General features: G+C 32.3%; 20 protein-coding genes and 1 tRNA gene. 12 read left to right on the plus strand and 9 right to left on the minus strand.

The window, feature by feature from the left end; all coding sequences use genetic code 11:
- Positions 1-4 precede the first annotated feature (4 nt).
- A complete protein-coding gene (locus tag ACRDEC_RS08385; protein WP_431497886.1) occupies positions 5-1,693 on the minus strand; it encodes a M23 family metallopeptidase in 1,689 nt (562 codons plus the stop codon).
- Between the two features lie 187 nt (positions 1,694-1,880).
- Between ACRDEC_RS08385 and ACRDEC_RS08390 the strand changes: the two genes are divergently transcribed.
- From ACRDEC_RS08390 to rny, 3 genes are all read left to right on the plus strand, one after another.
- Positions 1,881-2,171: a hypothetical protein gene (locus tag ACRDEC_RS08390; protein ID WP_431497887.1), complete on the plus strand. Its 291-nt coding sequence runs from the start codon at positions 1,881-1,883 to the stop codon at positions 2,169-2,171.
- 8 nt (positions 2,172-2,179) lie between these two features.
- Positions 2,180-2,473 (plus strand): cell division protein ZapA, encoded by a 294-nt coding sequence (locus tag ACRDEC_RS08395; protein ID WP_431497888.1) that lies wholly within the window; start codon positions 2,180-2,182, stop codon positions 2,471-2,473.
- A 208-nt stretch (positions 2,474-2,681) separates the two neighbouring features.
- Positions 2,682-4,244 carry a ribonuclease Y gene (rny, locus tag ACRDEC_RS08400; protein WP_431497889.1) on the plus strand — a complete coding sequence of 521 codons (1,563 nt, stop codon included), beginning with the start codon at positions 2,682-2,684 and terminating at the stop codon, positions 4,242-4,244.
- Between the two features lie 133 nt (positions 4,245-4,377).
- Here the strand turns inward: rny and ACRDEC_RS08405 are convergent, their stop codons facing one another.
- The gene (locus tag ACRDEC_RS08405) at positions 4,378-5,043 is read right to left on the minus strand and encodes a flavin reductase family protein (RefSeq protein WP_431497890.1); all 666 of its coding nucleotides are present in this window, start codon (positions 5,041-5,043) and stop codon (positions 4,378-4,380) included.
- A gap of 569 nt (positions 5,044-5,612) precedes the next feature.
- Here ACRDEC_RS08405 and ACRDEC_RS08410 point away from each other — a divergent pair.
- The 3 genes from ACRDEC_RS08410 to ACRDEC_RS08420 all read left to right on the plus strand — a co-directional run bounded on the left by ACRDEC_RS08410 (position 5,613) and on the right by ACRDEC_RS08420 (position 7,584).
- A complete protein-coding gene (locus ACRDEC_RS08410; RefSeq protein WP_431497891.1) occupies positions 5,613-6,071 on the plus strand; it encodes a hypothetical protein in 459 nt (152 codons plus the stop codon).
- Positions 6,072-6,394: 323 nt separating this feature from the next.
- Positions 6,395-6,802 (plus strand): hypothetical protein, encoded by a 408-nt coding sequence (locus ACRDEC_RS08415; RefSeq protein ID WP_431497892.1) that lies wholly within the window; start codon positions 6,395-6,397, stop codon positions 6,800-6,802.
- Positions 6,803-7,194: 392 nt separating this feature from the next.
- Positions 7,195-7,584 carry a hypothetical protein gene (locus tag ACRDEC_RS08420; RefSeq protein WP_431497893.1) on the plus strand — a complete coding sequence of 130 codons (390 nt, stop codon included), beginning with the start codon at positions 7,195-7,197 and terminating at the stop codon, positions 7,582-7,584.
- A gap of 168 nt (positions 7,585-7,752) precedes the next feature.
- Here ACRDEC_RS08420 and ACRDEC_RS08425 read toward each other — a convergent pair whose 3' ends face one another.
- Positions 7,753-7,920: a hypothetical protein gene (locus ACRDEC_RS08425; RefSeq protein WP_431497894.1), complete on the minus strand. Its 168-nt coding sequence runs from the start codon at positions 7,918-7,920 to the stop codon at positions 7,753-7,755.
- A gap of 302 nt (positions 7,921-8,222) precedes the next feature.
- Between ACRDEC_RS08425 and ACRDEC_RS08430 the strand changes: the two genes are divergently transcribed.
- The 3 genes from ACRDEC_RS08430 to bla all read left to right on the plus strand — a co-directional run bounded on the left by ACRDEC_RS08430 (position 8,223) and on the right by bla (position 11,442).
- A complete protein-coding gene (locus tag ACRDEC_RS08430) occupies positions 8,223-8,804 on the plus strand; it encodes a hypothetical protein (RefSeq protein WP_431497895.1) in 582 nt (193 codons plus the stop codon).
- Positions 8,805-8,979: 175 nt separating this feature from the next.
- Complete coding sequence (locus ACRDEC_RS08435) at positions 8,980-10,353, plus strand: tetratricopeptide repeat protein (RefSeq protein WP_431497896.1); 1,374 nt, start codon at positions 8,980-8,982, stop codon at positions 10,351-10,353.
- Positions 10,354-10,527: 174 nt separating this feature from the next.
- Positions 10,528-11,442, plus strand: a complete 915-nt coding sequence (gene bla, locus ACRDEC_RS08440; protein WP_431497897.1) for a class A beta-lactamase, subclass A2 — start codon at positions 10,528-10,530, stop codon at positions 11,440-11,442.
- Positions 11,443-11,836: 394 nt separating this feature from the next.
- Here bla and ACRDEC_RS08445 read toward each other — a convergent pair whose 3' ends face one another.
- From ACRDEC_RS08445 to ACRDEC_RS08455, 3 genes are read right to left on the minus strand one after another with little or no spacing between them, the layout of a single operon-like run.
- Entirely contained in the window at positions 11,837-12,586 is a 750-nt protein-coding gene (locus ACRDEC_RS08445; protein ID WP_431497898.1) for a hypothetical protein, read from the minus strand.
- On the minus strand, positions 12,573-13,301 hold the full coding sequence (locus tag ACRDEC_RS08450; RefSeq protein WP_431497899.1) for an imm11 family protein: 729 nt from the start codon (positions 13,299-13,301) through the stop codon (positions 12,573-12,575). Before ACRDEC_RS08450 ends, ACRDEC_RS08445 begins: the two co-directional genes overlap by 14 nt.
- Positions 13,298-13,885, minus strand: coding sequence for an AHH domain-containing protein (locus tag ACRDEC_RS08455; RefSeq protein WP_431497900.1), 588 nt, complete (start codon positions 13,883-13,885; stop codon positions 13,298-13,300). The genes ACRDEC_RS08450 and ACRDEC_RS08455 overlap by 4 nt, the downstream gene beginning before the upstream one ends.
- A 70-nt stretch (positions 13,886-13,955) precedes the next feature.
- Here ACRDEC_RS08455 and ACRDEC_RS08460 point away from each other — a divergent pair, with 70 nt between their 5' ends.
- The gene (locus ACRDEC_RS08460) at positions 13,956-14,306 is read left to right on the plus strand and encodes a hypothetical protein (RefSeq protein ID WP_431497901.1); all 351 of its coding nucleotides are present in this window, start codon (positions 13,956-13,958) and stop codon (positions 14,304-14,306) included.
- Between the two features lie 110 nt (positions 14,307-14,416).
- Here the strand turns inward: ACRDEC_RS08460 and ACRDEC_RS08465 are convergent.
- Positions 14,417-14,490 (minus strand) — tRNA-Met (locus ACRDEC_RS08465).
- A 144-nt stretch (positions 14,491-14,634) separates the two neighbouring features.
- Here ACRDEC_RS08465 and ACRDEC_RS08470 point away from each other — a divergent pair.
- Both ACRDEC_RS08470 and ACRDEC_RS08475 read left to right on the plus strand, forming a co-directional pair.
- Entirely contained in the window at positions 14,635-15,027 is a 393-nt protein-coding gene (locus ACRDEC_RS08470) for an START-like domain-containing protein (RefSeq protein WP_431497902.1), read from the plus strand.
- A gap of 53 nt (positions 15,028-15,080) precedes the next feature.
- A complete protein-coding gene (locus ACRDEC_RS08475) occupies positions 15,081-15,893 on the plus strand; it encodes an aminotransferase class IV (protein ID WP_431497903.1) in 813 nt (270 codons plus the stop codon).
- Here ACRDEC_RS08475 and ACRDEC_RS08480 read toward each other — a convergent pair.
- Together ACRDEC_RS08480 and ACRDEC_RS08485 are read right to left on the minus strand one after the other, a co-directional pair.
- Complete coding sequence (locus ACRDEC_RS08480; protein WP_431497904.1) at positions 15,890-16,450, minus strand: YqgE/AlgH family protein; 561 nt, start codon at positions 16,448-16,450, stop codon at positions 15,890-15,892. The genes ACRDEC_RS08475 and ACRDEC_RS08480 overlap by 4 nt on opposite strands.
- Before the next feature lie 115 nt (positions 16,451-16,565).
- Positions 16,566-16,841: an HU family DNA-binding protein gene (locus tag ACRDEC_RS08485; protein WP_135527544.1), complete on the minus strand. Its 276-nt coding sequence runs from the start codon at positions 16,839-16,841 to the stop codon at positions 16,566-16,568.
- Positions 16,842-16,852: the final 11 nt, after the last annotated feature.

Genomic DNA, 16,852 nt, shown 5'->3' on the forward strand with positions numbered 1-16,852 from the left:
ATAGTTATTTTGTTTTAAAAAAATATGATTCAAATGTAGTTGAATTCCCTAAATTATCCTTAACAATAATTTTAAAATCATTTCGGCCGTTTTCGAAAATGTTATCTGATAAATTATGTGTTAACCGATGGGATTTGGATTCATATTCCATTAAAATCCATTTCCCGTTCAAATAAGCATTGTATTCTTTAATCCCTGACAAATCATCAAAAATAGAAATTTTTAATGTTTTCTGATCTTCTAAATCATCACCTTCCTTAAAATTAGCATTGTAAACTTTAGGCGCAACCAAATCTTTCATCAAAAAGAATTTACCCAGGTTTTTTGTCCTGATGGAAAATAGGCTGTCTTTTTTGTAGGTGCTTCGGTAAACTGCTTTACCATCATCAAGATTGGCTATAAACATTTTCTCTCTTTCTTTTGTCGGAATGTCGGTAACATCAAAAGTAATGGTCATGTTTTCCAACGCTGCAACAGAATCATCATGCAGGAATAATTCATTGTTTTTTACATCGAAATTCAGGAAGAAATCTTCATCAAAAGTATTTGCCGGAATAAATACCGAAATAGCATCTTTAGCATAGCTATTGTCATTTCTGGCTTTTAACAGATAAGGTGTCTTTTTTTCCACTTCATACACTGCTGGTAATTTAGCATACGAAATAGGAATATTTACAATACTGCTGTTGCCATTAAAATCCTGAACGACAATTCTGTAATTCAGGGAAAAATTAGAAAACACACTGATAATTCCATCATTTTTAATCTCTTTCATAATACTGTTTGGATATTGAGATCCTACAAACAATTTCTGATACCGTTGTTTTTGAGACTGGTATCTCGGATAATCGATAAAAGTGTTGATGTATTTTGTTTCTTCAAACGAAAAGGTCTCAAATTCATACCCGAAATAAGGCAATCCGTTTAAAAAAGTGGTTACTTGAAAAACACCATTCTTGCCATAATTAAAATCCGAGGTATCGTAAGCGTTTATCCCAAAAGCCAATTTACCGCTTGCAACCACCTGACCAGCAAGATATGTGCCGTCGCTTTGTAATGAAAGATTAATAAAAATAGGCTTTGCAGAATTATTTACTTGTGAAGAATCTCCTATCGGATACGCTAAAAGTCCTGTAATCTGAGGCGCTTTGGTATCTTTAATTTTAGAATCAAAACCAAAAAAAAGTGGGTTAATAATCTTTTCCGTTTTAGTATCGCGAAACTCAAAATGCAAATGCGGTCCGCCCGAACTTCCCGTATTCCCGGAATAAGCAATGAGATCTCCTTTTTTTACAGGTATTTCGTCCGGCTTGGGAAACATTTCAATTTCAAAACTTTGTTTTGTATATTGCTCCTTATTCACTTTTTTTTGAATCAAAGGACTGTAAATCTGTAAATGTGCATACACCGTAGTAAATCCGTTGGGATGGTCTATATAAATTGATTTCCCGTAGCCTCCTGTTCCAATTTTAATCCTTGAAACAAACCCGTCAGCACTGGCATAAACCGGAATTCCTTCCCTCTTTTCGGTTCTGAAATCAAGTCCAGAATGAAAATGATTCGGTCTTAATTCACCAAAAGAACCAGCTATTGAAAGAGGAATGTCCATTGGAGAACGAAAATAATCTTTGGGATACTTATCTTGGGCTAAAACTGAATTAATAAATAATAGTGTGGCAACTAAAAATCTCATAAAAAACATTTTGCGCTAATATAGCGAAAAATTCTACAAAACGGAAGCAGGAAACATATTGATAACACTAACATTTTTAATCAATTGAGAACTAAAATTGATAAAATTTATTTTTTTTTTCAAAGTTATTGTTATAATTGAATAGGAATATTAACTTTGTGAAGTTATGTAATGAATTTTTGTTGGAATGAGCGAGATTGGTGCAATAGTTGATTCTCTTGAAGTTAGATTTCAAAGGCTTTTCAAAAAAATGGAAAGTTTACAACAGGCAAACCAAGAATTGACGGTGAAGTTGGAAGAATCTGATGCGATTATAGAAAATCAAAACCAGGAAATTAAAAATTTGAAATCCGATTTCGACTCCATAAAAATTACAAATTCATTACTCGGTAGTGACGAATATAAACGAGATACGAAACTAAAAATAAATTCATTAATTAGAGAAATAGATTATTGTATTGCGCAACTTTCTGATTAGAAAGAATAATGAGTGAAAAACTAAAAATAAAAATATCGATTGCAGACCGGGTTTACCCATTAACGGTAGATCCAAGTCAGGAAGAAGGGCTCAGAAGCGCTTCAAAAAAAATTGATGCAATGATAAAACAGTTTGAACAGAATTATGCCGTTCGCGACAAACAGGATGTTTTAGCAATGTGCGCGTTACAATTTGCTTCTCAAGTAGAACAAAAACAAATTGACAAGTCAACAATAGAGGAAACAGCGAGGTTGAAACTTGAAAAATTAAATGAATTATTAGGCGAATATCTTGACAAATAACACGTTCTTTACATACACTAAAATACTACCTACATTAGTACTTATTTGATAAACTCAACACTAACAAATTAAAATGAGCAAATCATCGTAACTATAGCAAGCCTTTCAGTAGGAAGCTTGAACTGCGAGTTAGCTCAAAACTTGTCAATACGAGTTTATACAATTCTCCTAATGTAGGTTTTTTTATATATAAACCTAGAAAACAAACATGGACATTTTAACAATAATTATTGGAATAGTAATAGGAGTAGCTGGCGGTTTTGGAATTGCAAAATTCATGGAGAAAAGCAATGTTTCCAATTTAATTAAAAACGCAAAAAAAGAAGCTGCATCTATTCTAAAAGACGCAAATCTTGAAGCTGAAAATACCAAAAAAGATAAAATCTTACAAGCTAAAGAAAAATTTATCGAACTGAAATCGGAGCACGAACAAGTAATTTTGTCTCGTGATCGTAAAGTAGCGGAAGTTGAAAAAAGAGTCCGTGACAAAGAATCACAAGTTTCTAATGAATTGGCTAAAGCCAAAAAAGTGAACGATGATTTTGAAGCAAAAACTAATGAATATCAAACAAAAATTGAGTCATTAGAAAAGAAAAGCTCAGAAATTGACAAAATGCACAAAAGTCAGGTAGAACAACTTGAAGTTATTTCAGGTCTTTCTGCAGAAGACGCTAAAAATCAATTGGTTGAAAGCTTAAAAGCTGAAGCCAAAACCAATGCAATGGGCTATATTCAGGAAACTCTTGAAGAAGCAAAACTGACTGCACAACAGGAAGCAAAGAAAATCATCATCAACACTATTCAACGTGTTGGAACAGAAGAAGCGGTAGAAAATTGCGTTTCTGTTTTTAACATTGAATCTGACGATGTAAAAGGCCGAATTATTGGGCGTGAAGGTCGTAATATTCGTGCTATTGAAGCTGCAACCGGTGTAGAAATTATTGTAGATGATACACCTGAAGCCATTATTCTTTCTTGCTTTGACCCTGTTCGAAGAGAAATTGCGAGACTGGCTTTACACAAACTAGTTACTGACGGGCGTATTCACCCAGCTCGTATTGAAGAAGTTGTTGCAAAAACAACCAAACAAATTGACGATGAGATTATCGAAGTTGGTAAACGTACCGTTATTGATTTAGGAATTCATGGTTTGCATCCTGAGCTAATAAAAGTAGTAGGACGTATGAAATACCGTTCTTCTTACGGGCAAAATTTATTGCAGCACTCCAGAGAAGTATCTAAACTTTGCGGAATCATGGCTGCTGAACTTGGATTGAATGTAAAACTGGCCAAAAGAGCAGGTTTACTTCACGATATAGGTAAGGTTCCGGATACGGAAAGCGACTTACCTCACGCACTATTAGGAATGCAATGGGCCGAGAAATACGGTGAAAAAGAAGAAGTATGCAATGCTATTGGAGCGCACCACGATGAGATCGAAATGAAATCGTTACTTTCTCCTATCGTACAGGTTTGTGATGCTATTTCAGGCGCAAGACCGGGCGCAAGACGTCAGGTGTTGGATTCCTACATTCAGCGTCTAAAAGACCTTGAAGACATCGCTTACGGATTTAATGGCGTTAAAAGTGCTTATGCTATCCAAGCAGGTAGAGAATTACGTGTTATTGTAGAAAGTGAAAAAGTAAGTGACGATAATGCTTCTAACCTTTCTTTTGAAATTTCACAAAAAATACAAACCGAAATGACGTATCCAGGTCAGGTGAAAATCACTGTGATCAGAGAAACAAGAGCGGTAAATATTGCTAAATAGAGCATCATTTTTCAAATACACAAAAGGGCTGCATATTGCGGCCCTTTTCTTTTCACATTTACTTCAGATGTGTCTAAAGCTACTCCAATCGTTTGTATTTAAGGAATTACGGCAAATAAAACCTACTTCCGTTTTAACCATTTAATACGAACTCTCTATCGTAGGTATTGTATAAATTTTCCGGTATTTCTGCAAGTGTAGATTCATGAACTTTATTTCCAAGAGTATAAAATTCTTGAAAACTCATAATTAAAGGCTTCCATTTATCAGGATCAACCCGGTTCGGATTGTTATCTAAAATGATAGATTCATCCAAGTAAACCCTTGTTATTTTTAGTTCAACAGTTATGATATTTCCCCGTTGATTAACATCCTCTTCGGCTAATCCATGAATGGCTTCTACAACGGCTTCCATTTGCACTGGGCATTCTTTGACCCTAACCGCTTTTATGGTTTCAGAAGGTGTTTTTGTAAGTCCGGCAATTTCAAATTTATTTTCCACGAAGCGGTATCCTTTTGCTATTTTTCCTTTTGACACAGGATTAGATCCCGTCGTTTTTGCAAGGAGATTAACTGATCCTGCCTGATTTACAGAGGGCAAGTTTAAAACACACTCTTTTGTATTTAAAAGATTTTTAGCGGTTTGAGAGGCCGTTCCAAGGCCAATAATACAACGCCAGCCTAACCAGAAAACAGAGGATATAGGAGCAAGATTATCTGAGCCTTTAGGGTTTTTAGTACTCATAAGCACTACAGGTGTACCGAAATACAAAATGGAGGGGTGACTTTTAATGTGCATAATCTAATGATTTTAGGCTCCAAAAATCTTGTTTTTAATAGTCTTAAAAAATCCGAAACTTGCTGTGTTAAAGTTGTCTGTTTAATTTTCCAATTGAGAATAGTTATTTTCGTGTTCTGTGTAGTCGTTGTCTCAAATCGTTGTCGTGCCTTATTTTTATCCCGTTTCGGTATAATTCTATTAAAAATTTTATCAATTGGCTGTAATATGCTAGCTGACCTTTCTTGTATTTGTATCTCCAGAACTTAAGAGTATCTACTTTAATATTTAATTGATGTGCTGCATTAGTTTTACTACTCTTTTATTGCTCATAGCTATGGCCATTAGTTTGAAATTTAAATGGTATTGATTTTTCATATCTTAAGGCTTTTTTACTGTTTTTAATATTTAAAATTTTTGATTTAAATATTTGATTATTAATAAATTAATTAATCTTGTAGGATTTATTTTTTTGTGGTAAAAAAATAATTTTAAAATTTTTACCACAAAATCTGTGGCAAAATTTTTTAATATGAAAAAAATGCCACAACTTTTGTGGTAAAAAAAATAATTTAAAAAAAATGCCACAAATGAAAAACAATACTATAAGAAAATTATTGGGTTTTACTCAAGAGGAGATTTCTATAGTATTGAGCATTACCAGGAGTCAATGGAGTATGTACGAAATAGGGCAACGTGATTTGCCACTGGCAGCAAAAAAAGAATTAACTGCCATTTTGTTGTATCTTCAAAAAACTAAAGAAATCTCAAAAGTAAAAAAAGAGTTTCTCGCATTGGAACAGACTAAAATAGAGGAATGGCTATTGAAAGAACTCCGAAATATTGAATATAAAAAACAATTGTTGTCCAAAAAAATAGATGCAATGGAAAATAAAAGAGTAGAATGTTTTGCTGCTCTGGATACAATATATTTTCTTGAAGAACAAAACCTAGATGCGAATACATCTTTGTTGCAGCACATAAAACGAAAAGCCCTCGACACACTGAATAATAATTCTTTGTATAAATTAGAGAGCATACAAATGTAGAAAGAGCAATTGGAACTATTAAAAAGTAAATTGGAAAAAAGAATGAAGGATATTTAAGTAGCTTGTAAACCAGATTATAAATGTATAATTCCGAATTCTTTACTCATTATCGGTCAATTTGTATAACAGCCAGATATGTTCCTTTATTAAAAATAATCACTGTATAAATCGCAAAAACAACCTCACTAAGCGATATTTCGCTTGCCAAAACATACAAAAAAGACCTTTTTCGGCAATTTGCTACACCTTCGGCAATGGCATTATTTTTTTTGAATTGTGCATTGTTACTTTGCCCTATTATTAATTTTTTAAAACATTTAATTATGTATTCATTAACCAAGATTGCCAACGTGGCAGATTGTGATGCTCTAATAACATGGGCAGAAAAAGAAAAGTCTGATTTAGCTTTTAAAAAGATTTCCGTAGAACGCATTACTACAAACTACAGTAGTACTTCTGTTGAAATCGAAGCTATTTTACAAGGAGTTGTTGCAGAAATTGCAGCTGTTGAAACCGTACTTGGAATACTGCCAGAAGGCCCAACCAAAGATTCTGAAGAGAAAAGAAAAAAACGGCTAGAGTACAAAAGGTTCTTACTGGAAAACAGAAAAGAAAGTTATGGATCTGTAGCGCTGCTTGAAAAAGAACTAGACCTAGAGCGTATCAATAAAGAACTTTCGGAAGTCGATGTCTTTATTTCAGGTGTTGCAACGCATAAAACTGCTTTGTAAATTAGTTTTTCTCTTCCCCCAAAGATTCCCCCTATATAAGAGACCCTGCCATCAGGGTCTTTTTTATTGTTTACCACATAGGTAATAGAGAATGGATAAATAGGTGTTTTCTATTCTCAATTGCAATGCTTTATAAATCCTTATAGTAATAAAAAGAAGCCTCACAGCATCTTACAAACCTCATGGTGAAGTGACTATAAATTATTAACTACTGCTCAATTGTCTAAAAACTTAAAATTAGTACCAAAGAATTTATTGGATTTTGATGAAGTAATGAAATTGTTACTAGATATTATTAAGCATCTTTTTTTATATCATTTTGTGAGAGTTGCGTATATTTGAGAGTTATAGGCAATACTTCAGGATTGCGTTTAAAAGACATAATTAAAAGAATGATTGAAGAATTTTCATTTATTGGATTAATATTAATTCCTGCGATTTTTTTCATCAGCAGAAAAGTATTGCGAGAAAAAAAGCCTTTTTTAATAATTTTAGCTGTTTGCATAGTTTGCGCAATTTTAGCAACTGTTAAATTAAAATCAGTAGAAAGTGGAAAGCCAAATTTTACGCTTATTTGGTTTTGTCCATTATATTCTCTTTTACTTTACAGAATAATGTTAATTCCATTTTGGGCTAGAAAAAAAAGAGAGCCGAAAATTCCACCAAGTGAATTATTCTACACAGGAAATGTCAATCTTTTTGCAGATAAACTTTTCGGTTTATTGTTTATAATATTGAGTATTATGTTGCCTATGTATTTAATAACTAAAAATTATTGGTAAAAGTACTGCCTATAACAGCCGTTTGGCAAGATTGCGAATTTTGTAGTGAATTCACGTTTCCATTTCGCAAGAACTTTTATCTTTAACAGAAAATAAAAAGTTTCGAACTTCGCAACCATCGCCAAGCGTCGGGACGTTAGCGGCAACCCTACAAAAATTGCTAAAATCCTATTTCGTATCATTAAGTTCTTCTTCCTCATTTTCGAGTGGAAATTCATTCTCATTTAAAAACGTTTCCAACTCTTTTTCGTCCTTTGTGTTCCGTTTTATAAGAAAAACAACAAGAATAATTCCGAAAAACAGCACTGAACCAAGTATGTACCAATTAATTTCCATTTCTTGTTTTTATTAAAGTTATGGAAATTGGCCTGAATGGTTGTGTTTGGGATATTATGAAATTGTTAACTTTGAATGTTTAAAGGCAGCCGCTAACAGCCGTTTTGGCATGATTACGAATTTTGTGGTAAATTCATGTTTACATTTTGTAAGAAATTTTATCTTTAACAGAAAACAATTGGTTCCGAAGTTCGCCACTTCGTGAAGCCACGGGACGTTATGCGTCATGCTTGGGCGACAGTGCAAACCAGAGTTGACCTGTAAGGAATACAAAATAATAAATCTAAAATCACAATCAGACAATGACAAATAGAGCTTTGACAACATTAGCAATAAGATTTGCTGCACTTTTACTTTTTATGAAAATATTTGACCAGTTTGGTTCCTATTTTCTATCAATATATTACACAGCGGTAATTCCTCTTTTTGAAAAGCAGTTGCATACACCCTTTGACAAATTTTACTACAACGGGACTTTCTTAATCCTTACTAATTTTTTAATTTCAAGTATTTTGTTTTTTAAAGCTGAGTGGGTTGCATCAAAGTTAATCAAGAAGGACAGCGACATTAGTATTGGACTGACACCTGAAAAGCTAATTAAGGTCATACTGTTGACAACTGGCATAACTTGGCTTGCTACTGCTATTTACTTGCTCCCTGACCTTTACGACTACGTTCAAATGTTGATTGCGAAAGCTAATCATGAAGAAATTTCAAAGAAGGTAGATTTTAGCCCAATCTATTATATCTTAAAGACAACCTTTGCATTACTTTTCGTTTTCCGCGTTGACAAAGTAAGCTTCTACCTCGAAAGAAAAATGAATCAAAGACATTCAGTAGAAACCATTCAGCTTGAAGACCATGACAATAGCACGAACGCATAACAGCACCTACCCAAAAGGCGGGGTTTCGTGTTCCAAAGACAGTTTAGTGGTTAATGGAAGTTTAGTTTTTCAAATCAAGTTTTGTGGTAAAAGTCCCGCCCTTCGGGTAGCTGCAAACCGTTAGCTGTTATTTTAGTAGAACAAAGACGAAAAAATTAAATTATAAAAATCAACAATGTTTAGAATAACTTCCTATTTAATACTATTAATATCATTTGCAACTTATAGTCAAACTGATTCACAACATTACTTTGAAAAATCAAAACTATTATTTGAAGAAAAAAATTACGAAAATGCGTTATCAACTATCGATAATGCATTAAAAACAGATAGCCTAAATAGAGATTATTTAATCCATAAAATAAATATTCTATATAACTTTTCAAAATGCAATGAGGCTATTGAAGTTTTTGATAAAGTCTATTCTATTAAAAATGAGGTAGATGATCAGTTAATAGTTATCTGTTGCCAATTAGAAGATTGTCGTAGCATTGAAAAAAAAGAAAAAACAACACTATTACTTAAAACCTATATTGACAAAAACCTATATCAAAACAATGAAATAATAATTGTTCTAGCCCAGAGATTATTGGAGCAACAAGATTATGAAAACGCAATAGTGTATTACAAAGAATATGTCCTACTAGAACCTCACGATATTGAAGCAATAATAGATTTAACAAAAATAGTATATAAATTTAAAAGTAGTAATGAAGCAATTAAAGAAATATCAAAAGGACTAGAAAACAACAAAGACAATGTTCAGTTATTACACTATTTGGCTAGTTGCTATTATAATACTAAAAATTATGACAAAGCACTCGAAATACAAAATCAAATTATGAAATTGGAATACAACAGCGAGAACATTGCTAGTAGATCAAAGCTGTATGAATTACTTGGCAGAAAAAAAGAAGCATATGAAGATAATAAAGCGGTAATAAATTTAGTGAAATGCAATACCGAATATTATCTTAAAGTTTTACAATATGAAGCTGACAACCGACTTTATGAAAATGTAATTAAGCATAGTAATGAATTGATTGTATGCGATTCAAAAACAGAAAATACTCTACTTGACGGATTATACACATCATCATTTTTTTGTGGAAACATTGAAAAAGGAATGTTTTTTTTAGATAAAAAAATATCATTAATTCCTGATAATTTTTATCCATATTATCTAAAAGCTTCAATTCTGATTGAAAAAAATCAATTTAAAGATGTTTTAAAATATTTAGATTTAGCATCAAATGTAAAAGATATTACAACTGAGAATTTATATCAAATAAGTGTTATAAAATTATCGTATTATATTCTGATTGAAGATTATAAAAGTGTGGTGAATTTATGGAAATTAGGAGGAATTAAATCATTAGATAATAATTTGTTTTTCATACTAGATGAAAATTTTGAAAAAGAAAAACCAGAATTTAAATTAGATTTTAACAAAACTACAGGTCTAATAAACTCAACATTAACTGTTCCGTCTAAAGTGGTTAAATTATTAGAAAATGAATATCGCTTAAAATTAAAGCGTGAAAAATAAAAACAACCGCTAACAGCCATTTGGCGAGATTGCGAATTTTGTAGTAAATTCATGTTTACATTTTGTAAGAAATTTTATCTTTAACAGAAAACAATTGGTTCCGAAGTTCGCCACTTCGCAAGCGTCGGGACGTTGGTGGCAATTTTAAAAAAAACGTAAACAAAAGAACAGAAAATGAATAAAATTCTTCAATTAACAATTTTACTTTTATTATTTGTAACAGGTTGCAAAGCACAATCAGACAAGACCGATTTACTTAGAAATAAAATTGAGCAAATATTATCCGACAAAAATGCAGTAGTTGGAGTTTCAATAATTGGGAACAACGGAAGAGACACACTTTCGATAAACGGAGACAAGCGATTCCCTATGCAAAGTGTCTTTAAGTTCCATATAGCATTGGCAGTACTGTCAGAAATTGACAAAGGGAAACTTTCCTTACACCAAAAAGTTGAGATTAGTAAAGATGACCTTTTACCAAAAGATTTTTGGAGTCCACTCAGAGACGAAAATCCTAATGGTGGAACATTTACCATTGAAAGGCTAATTCAATATTCTGTTTCACACAGTGACAATACTGCTTGCGATATATTGATACGGCTTATTGGAACTCCAAAAACGGTTGAAGGATACATAAAGAAAAGTGGTATAAATGATATACAAATCACCTTCAACGAAGAAGAAATGCAGAAGAGATGGGAAAATATGTTTCAGAATTGGACTACACCGAAAGCAGCAAGTCAAACTCTTAAATTATTTTATGAGAATAAAAACAATTTGCTTTCCAAAAGCAGTTATGATTTTTTTTGGAAAACGAATATAGAAACAACAACAGCTTTGGGCAGAATCAGAGGCCAACTCCCTAAAGAAATTATTGTCGCTCATAAATCGGGGTCTTCGGGTACAAATAAGGAAACTGGCATTATGGATGCTGTAAACAATATTGGAATTGCCTTTTTGCCAGATGGGAAGTACTTTTATATTAGTGTTTTTGTGACAAAATCGCATGAAAATTCTAAAACGAATGATAGAATTATAGCGGATATTGCGAAAGCTACTTATGACTTTTATACAAAAACGGATAAATAGAAAAACTGCCACCAACAGCCGTAGCTGTTGCACAACCTCTAAAAAAAAATATCATTTAAAATAAATCATAAAAAACAAGCTCGTTTAAAGCAATTTAAGCGAGCTTGTTTTTTGCTTCCAATACACTAGTGGTAAATATTAACTGACTCAAAAGGACTCTTTTTAAGTCGTAAAAGACAGATATTAGATGCCGGTAATGGTGTTGGCAATTATAATTTTTCCGCAAATCCGAATAAGATTTTAAATCCTGGAGAAGTTTTAGCCATTAGTATAAAATCAAAAATAGCCACGCCTAGAAAAGTAGTTTTAGAAGGTACTCTGACTTATCTTGCTATTTAAAAGAAAACTCCAAAATGATTAATTCATTTTGGAGTTTCACATATACTTCTTAGTTTTATTTTATACTAACCATTTCTAATGTATACATTTTCCTCACTCCTTTTATCATATCAGAATATTCCAATATTTCTAATGGATAATATTGCTTTATAATTTCTCGGTCATTAATTATGGGGTGAAAATTTGATTTAATTTTTTCAGTAACCCACATCTCACGAGTGTAAGTGTAAGAACTGATTAGATTACTGTATTCTGATAATTCAGGCTCGGAAAAAGTGTAAACTACTCTAAAACATGAATATCCATTAATACTCTTCGTTTGAGTTTTAAATTCCTTTACCTCTTTAATTTCGTTTTCAGAATATTCAAAAAATTCATCATCACCCTCAAATCTCCTTGTTTTAGCATTAATCTCTAAAACCTCTTCCTCTAAATCATTTCGAATTTTATATTTTTTTACTATTTTATCCTGATACTCGAGACAAAATTTCACATTATCATCGGCAATTAGCGTACTATTAAATAATTGAGCAAAAGAAGCTTCATTTGCTTTTATGACTTGATTTATCTTGAATGTATCTACTGGAATCCTAGCAATTCTACGCTCAATTATAGTGGATTCCTTCATGTCTTTTAGAAACTCTTTTTGATAATCTTTTTTCGACTGATCGAATAATTCCTGATTTATTATATCCATTTTGCAGTTAAAGACAATTGTCCCCAATTTAGGGACAATTGCTTTATTTTGTGCCATACCTGAAACGGTAAGTAGCATAACTATTATTGTTGCGTTAAAATTTGCCATATACTCTTTCTCTTTCTCCGTTATGATACCATTCTTGCAATGATAATTCTATCGGTCTAAATTCAATTCCTGTACATTCTTGTTTTTCAATTTCATTTTTAAGTTTTTCAGAAACAATTCCTCTGCCACTATTTTCAAAGAATCTAATAAAAAAAAGATCAAGATCCATTTTATCCTCGAAAGAAATGTCTTTTAAACTAATGCTTTTGGGGTATTCTAAAGAATTAACTATCGATAGAAACTCCTCAGCATAAGAAATTTCGACAGATTCCGTTACTATTTTTCTCGTTTCAATATTCAATATTAATGCTTTTGTCTTTTTAAAATCAATATATTCAAAAGGCATTTCACAAATGTGAGTCTGCCAATAATTAGAATATGTTGAACCATCTTGAATAATATATGTAGGGAAAAATTGGAAGCCATAACAATTAAATTGGTCTAAAATCTCCTTTAATTTATTACTTATAACAAGTGATCCAAATGAAAAACCTACATTACTATATGTATCAATTATATCTGTTTGTTTTGTTATAGGGTACAATATAGGAATAGATAAAATTGGACTTCCCTCAATTTTTTTAAAAGGAAACTTATCTATAAAATCAGAATTGTCTGAAACATTACAATTATGCTTAAAATCTTTAACTTGAGGAATTTTACCTACTAATGTTTCATTTCGGCCATATTCAATTGCAAAATATTTCGTCATCATAAAACTAATTCATTTAAGTGAGAGTTAGGGTGATTAATTACCCATTCTCTAATATTATCGGTTAAATTTGAAATAAAATTATAACATTGTTGAGGCGTTGCATTCGGATTATACTGATAAAAGAGATCCATTTTTAGTTCTATTAAATCATTATAAGCATTGTGATTAGGCTGATTTCTCCATGCAGCAACAGCAATGCCATTTAAAGATTCATTCATATGGAAACCATATTTGGCTGCTCTTTGGACTACTTCATGCCCCTTTTTTGCCCAAGGTATCAAATGATGTGCTTGTCTAGGGTCAACACTTGAAATTGCCATTCCCAATACTTTCCTTAGTTGGCTCTGCTGACCAAATGTAAGAATTCCATTTTTTATTTTCCAAGTTAATTTTACTTTCGTGGTTACAGCATAAACCGTCGGTACAGTATTAGCTAACTTAAGCCCAAATTTTGTTCCAGCTGTAAACCATCCAGTGACTGGAATTGCACTTGCATAACTTAATGCTGCATTTAAATTGTCTCCTTCTAAAGTGTAAATAACCCCGCTTATCAAATCAGCTGGCTCTCCAATAACTGGAGCCAATCCGAAAAGATCCAGTCCAGTATGCAGTAAATCTCTGAAAGTTTCCTTTAATAGTTTTGCTTTACTCCAATTGGGATGGACTGATTGTAAAACATGGTATTTTATAATTAGCGGATATGAAAGTAAAAAGGATTCCTCAGATTATATTTTGTTTCCTGACAGAGATGTTAGTTCAGACACAATTAAGAATAATTTATCTCGCTCATTCACCCATTACAGAAAGGGAGCTGGTATAAATAAAGACGTAAGTTTGAAGAATTTAAGGAAAACATACTTATCATGGGTTAACTCAGTAATGACTAAAGACACAGTGTTACTTTCTTCTCATGGTTCTAAAGAAGTACTAGAAAAGTATTATTTAGACCCCACAATTTTATCAGCAGTAGAAAAAGGAGCTTTGGAGATAAAGATTTTTGGATAAGATTCCTCACTCCAGTTCCTCACTCCATAGAGTATTCGGTTTTTGTAAAACAGGAAAATATAAGCAAGAAAAAACCCTAACTATTTGATTAGTTAGGGTTTTGCTTTTTGTAGCGAAGACGGGAGTTGAACCCGTGACCTCAGGGTTATGAATCCTGCGCTCTAACCGACTGAGCTACCTCGCCATTATTCGGTTATTGCATCTCTCAATGCGGGTGCAAATATAACACTATATTTAAAGGTTGCAAATATATTTTTAAAAAATATTATTATTCAAAAATATTTTTTTTTCAAACATAATTGTATATATTTCCAAAAAATAAATTATAATGGAAACCAAAATACGTTACGAACTCGAATTCCCCATAAACTCTTCACCTCAGTTATTATATCAATATATTTCTACACCTTCCGGCCTACAGGAATGGTTTGCAGACAATGTCAATTCCCGTGGCGAATTTTTTACATTTATTTGGGATGATTCTCAGGAAAAAGCCAGATTATACTCCAAAAAAACCGGCGAGAAAATTAAATTCAAATGGATTGACGATGACAATCATGATACGGAATATTTTTTCGAAATGAGAATTCTTGTCGATGAAATCACAAAAGATGTATCTTTAATGGTTGTAGACTATGCCGAAGAAGGTGATATCGAAGAATCTAAACTATTGTGGGAGAATCAGGTTTCTGATCTCAAACATGTAATTGGTTCTGTCTAGTTTTTAAACATTATTACACTTATATTTGCCCTGTAATTTTTCAGGGCTTTTTTATGCAAAATACTTCCATGCTTCAAAACAATCGTGCTTTTCTATATGGAGATGCCGTTTTTGAAACCGTAAAAATCTTAGACAATAAAATTCTTTTCCTAGAAGACCATTATTTCAGATTAATGGCTTCAATGCGTATTTTGCGAATGGAAATTCCCATGAATTTTACGATGGAATTCTTTGAAAATCAGATTCTGAATGTAGCCAAAATTGAAAATACAGAAACTTCGGCCAGAGCAAGAATTACTGTTTACAGGAATGACGGTGGTTTTTATTTACCCGAAAACAATAACATTTCATATCATATTTCGGTTGCCGGAATAGAAAATCCATTATATAAAATTGAAAAATCGGTTTATGAAGTCGATATTTACAAGGATTTCTATGTTTCAAAACAATTAATTTCGACCTTAAAAACCACAAATAAGCTAATCCATATTACTGGCAGTATTTATGCCGATGAAAATGGCTTAGACAACTGTATCTTGCTTAATGAAGAAAGAAATGTAACCGAAGCGCTGCAAGGAAACATTTTTATGCTTAAAGACGGCATTTTAAGCACTCCTCCGCTTACCGAAGGCTGCTTGAACGGAATTATGCGCAAACAAATTTTATCGTTAGCTAAAACCCTTGAAAATATAGAAGTAACGGAATCACCTATTTCTCCTTTTGATTTACAGAAAGCCAATGAATTATTTATTACAAATGTGATAAAAGGAATCCAGCCGATAACTAAATATCGTAAAAAAGAGTTTGAAACCGTTTTGTCAGGCCAGCTTATTACAAAATTAAATACAAAAGTAAGACTGGGTTAATTAAAAATAGGGTTTTCAGGTGCGTTTGACCAAATCAGATAATCCCCACCCTGTTCCATTATTTTTTCTTTCCAGAAATCTGTTGACGATTTACCAATAATTTTATTACGAAGGCCGTTTTCAGAAATAATCCAGGAATTTGAGTCCAGCTCATTTTGCAATTGTTCAGCATCCCAACCAGAATAACCTAAGAAAAAGCGAATATTATTTCGGCTTATTTTCCCTTCATTGATTAAATCTTTGGTCGATTCAAAATCGCCACCCCAAAATATCCCGGAGGAGATTTCAATACTGTTAGGAATAAGTTGCGGTATATTATGGATAAAATACAAGTTATCCTGTTCAATAGGCCCGCCGTTATAAATTTTAAAAGGAGCTGTTATTTCCGGTATTAAATCTTGTATCGTATAACCAAGAGGTTTGTTTAAGATAAATCCTACTGAGCCTTCTTCGTTATGGTCTGCAAGTAAAACCACCGATCTATTGAAAGATAAATCTCCTGTAATAGAAGGTTCTGCCACTAGCAAATTTCCTTTTTTTGGCTTTACAGAAATCATAATATTAAGATTTAGACTTAAATTTAACAAAAATTTTAAATAGCAACCAAATTAAATCGTTGAAAAGCAAAAAAAAGCCACGCAATGCGTGGCTCCGTACTTTTATAACAAACTATTATTTGTTAACTGATCCTTCTAATTCAGCACCAGCTTTAAATTTTACTACATTTTTAGCAGCAATTTTGATAGTTTTTCCAGTCTGAGGGTTTCTTCCATCTCTAGCAGCTCTAGACGAAACTGACCAAGATCCAAATCCAACAAGAGATACTCTTCCGCCTTTTTTCAAAGTACCTTCAACGTTTCCTAAAAATGATTCTAAAGCTAATTTAGCTGCAGCTTTTGTAATTCCTGCATCAGCAGCAATAGCATCGATTAAATCTGATTTGTTCATAATAATTGTTA

Source organism: Flavobacterium sp. (assembly GCF_050696275.1).
Lineage (GTDB): Bacteria > Bacteroidota > Bacteroidia > Flavobacteriales > Flavobacteriaceae > Flavobacterium.

What these genes read in the sequence shown, in the direction of transcription:
- ACRDEC_RS08385 (WP_431497886.1), bottom strand. Translation starts at nt 1,693, where the DNA reads ATGAGATTTTTAGTTGCCACACTATTATTTATTAATTCAGTTTTAGCC.
- ACRDEC_RS08390 (WP_431497887.1), top strand. Translation starts at nt 1,881, where the DNA reads ATGAGCGAGATTGGTGCAATAGTTGATTCTCTTGAAGTTAGATTTCAA.
- ACRDEC_RS08395 (WP_431497888.1), top strand. Translation starts at nt 2,180, where the DNA reads ATGAGTGAAAAACTAAAAATAAAAATATCGATTGCAGACCGGGTTTAC.
- rny (WP_431497889.1), top strand. Translation starts at nt 2,682, where the DNA reads ATGGACATTTTAACAATAATTATTGGAATAGTAATAGGAGTAGCTGGC.
- ACRDEC_RS08405 (WP_431497890.1), bottom strand. Translation starts at nt 5,043, where the DNA reads ATGCACATTAAAAGTCACCCCTCCATTTTGTATTTCGGTACACCTGTA.
- ACRDEC_RS08410 (WP_431497891.1), top strand. Translation starts at nt 5,613, where the DNA reads ATGAAAAACAATACTATAAGAAAATTATTGGGTTTTACTCAAGAGGAG.
- ACRDEC_RS08415 (WP_431497892.1), top strand. Translation starts at nt 6,395, where the DNA reads ATGTATTCATTAACCAAGATTGCCAACGTGGCAGATTGTGATGCTCTA.
- ACRDEC_RS08420 (WP_431497893.1), top strand. Translation starts at nt 7,195, where the DNA reads ATGATTGAAGAATTTTCATTTATTGGATTAATATTAATTCCTGCGATT.
- ACRDEC_RS08425 (WP_431497894.1), bottom strand. Translation starts at nt 7,920, where the DNA reads ATGGAAATTAATTGGTACATACTTGGTTCAGTGCTGTTTTTCGGAATT.
- ACRDEC_RS08430 (WP_431497895.1), top strand. Translation starts at nt 8,223, where the DNA reads ATGACAAATAGAGCTTTGACAACATTAGCAATAAGATTTGCTGCACTT.
- ACRDEC_RS08435 (WP_431497896.1), top strand. Translation starts at nt 8,980, where the DNA reads ATGTTTAGAATAACTTCCTATTTAATACTATTAATATCATTTGCAACT.
- bla (WP_431497897.1), top strand. Translation starts at nt 10,528, where the DNA reads ATGAATAAAATTCTTCAATTAACAATTTTACTTTTATTATTTGTAACA.
- ACRDEC_RS08445 (WP_431497898.1), bottom strand. Translation starts at nt 12,586, where the DNA reads ATGGCAAATTTTAACGCAACAATAATAGTTATGCTACTTACCGTTTCA.
- ACRDEC_RS08450 (WP_431497899.1), bottom strand. Translation starts at nt 13,301, where the DNA reads ATGATGACGAAATATTTTGCAATTGAATATGGCCGAAATGAAACATTA.
- ACRDEC_RS08470 (WP_431497902.1), top strand. Translation starts at nt 14,635, where the DNA reads ATGGAAACCAAAATACGTTACGAACTCGAATTCCCCATAAACTCTTCA.
- ACRDEC_RS08475 (WP_431497903.1), top strand. Translation starts at nt 15,081, where the DNA reads ATGCAAAATACTTCCATGCTTCAAAACAATCGTGCTTTTCTATATGGA.
- ACRDEC_RS08480 (WP_431497904.1), bottom strand. Translation starts at nt 16,450, where the DNA reads ATGATTTCTGTAAAGCCAAAAAAAGGAAATTTGCTAGTGGCAGAACCT.
- ACRDEC_RS08485 (WP_135527544.1), bottom strand. Translation starts at nt 16,841, where the DNA reads ATGAACAAATCAGATTTAATCGATGCTATTGCTGCTGATGCAGGAATT.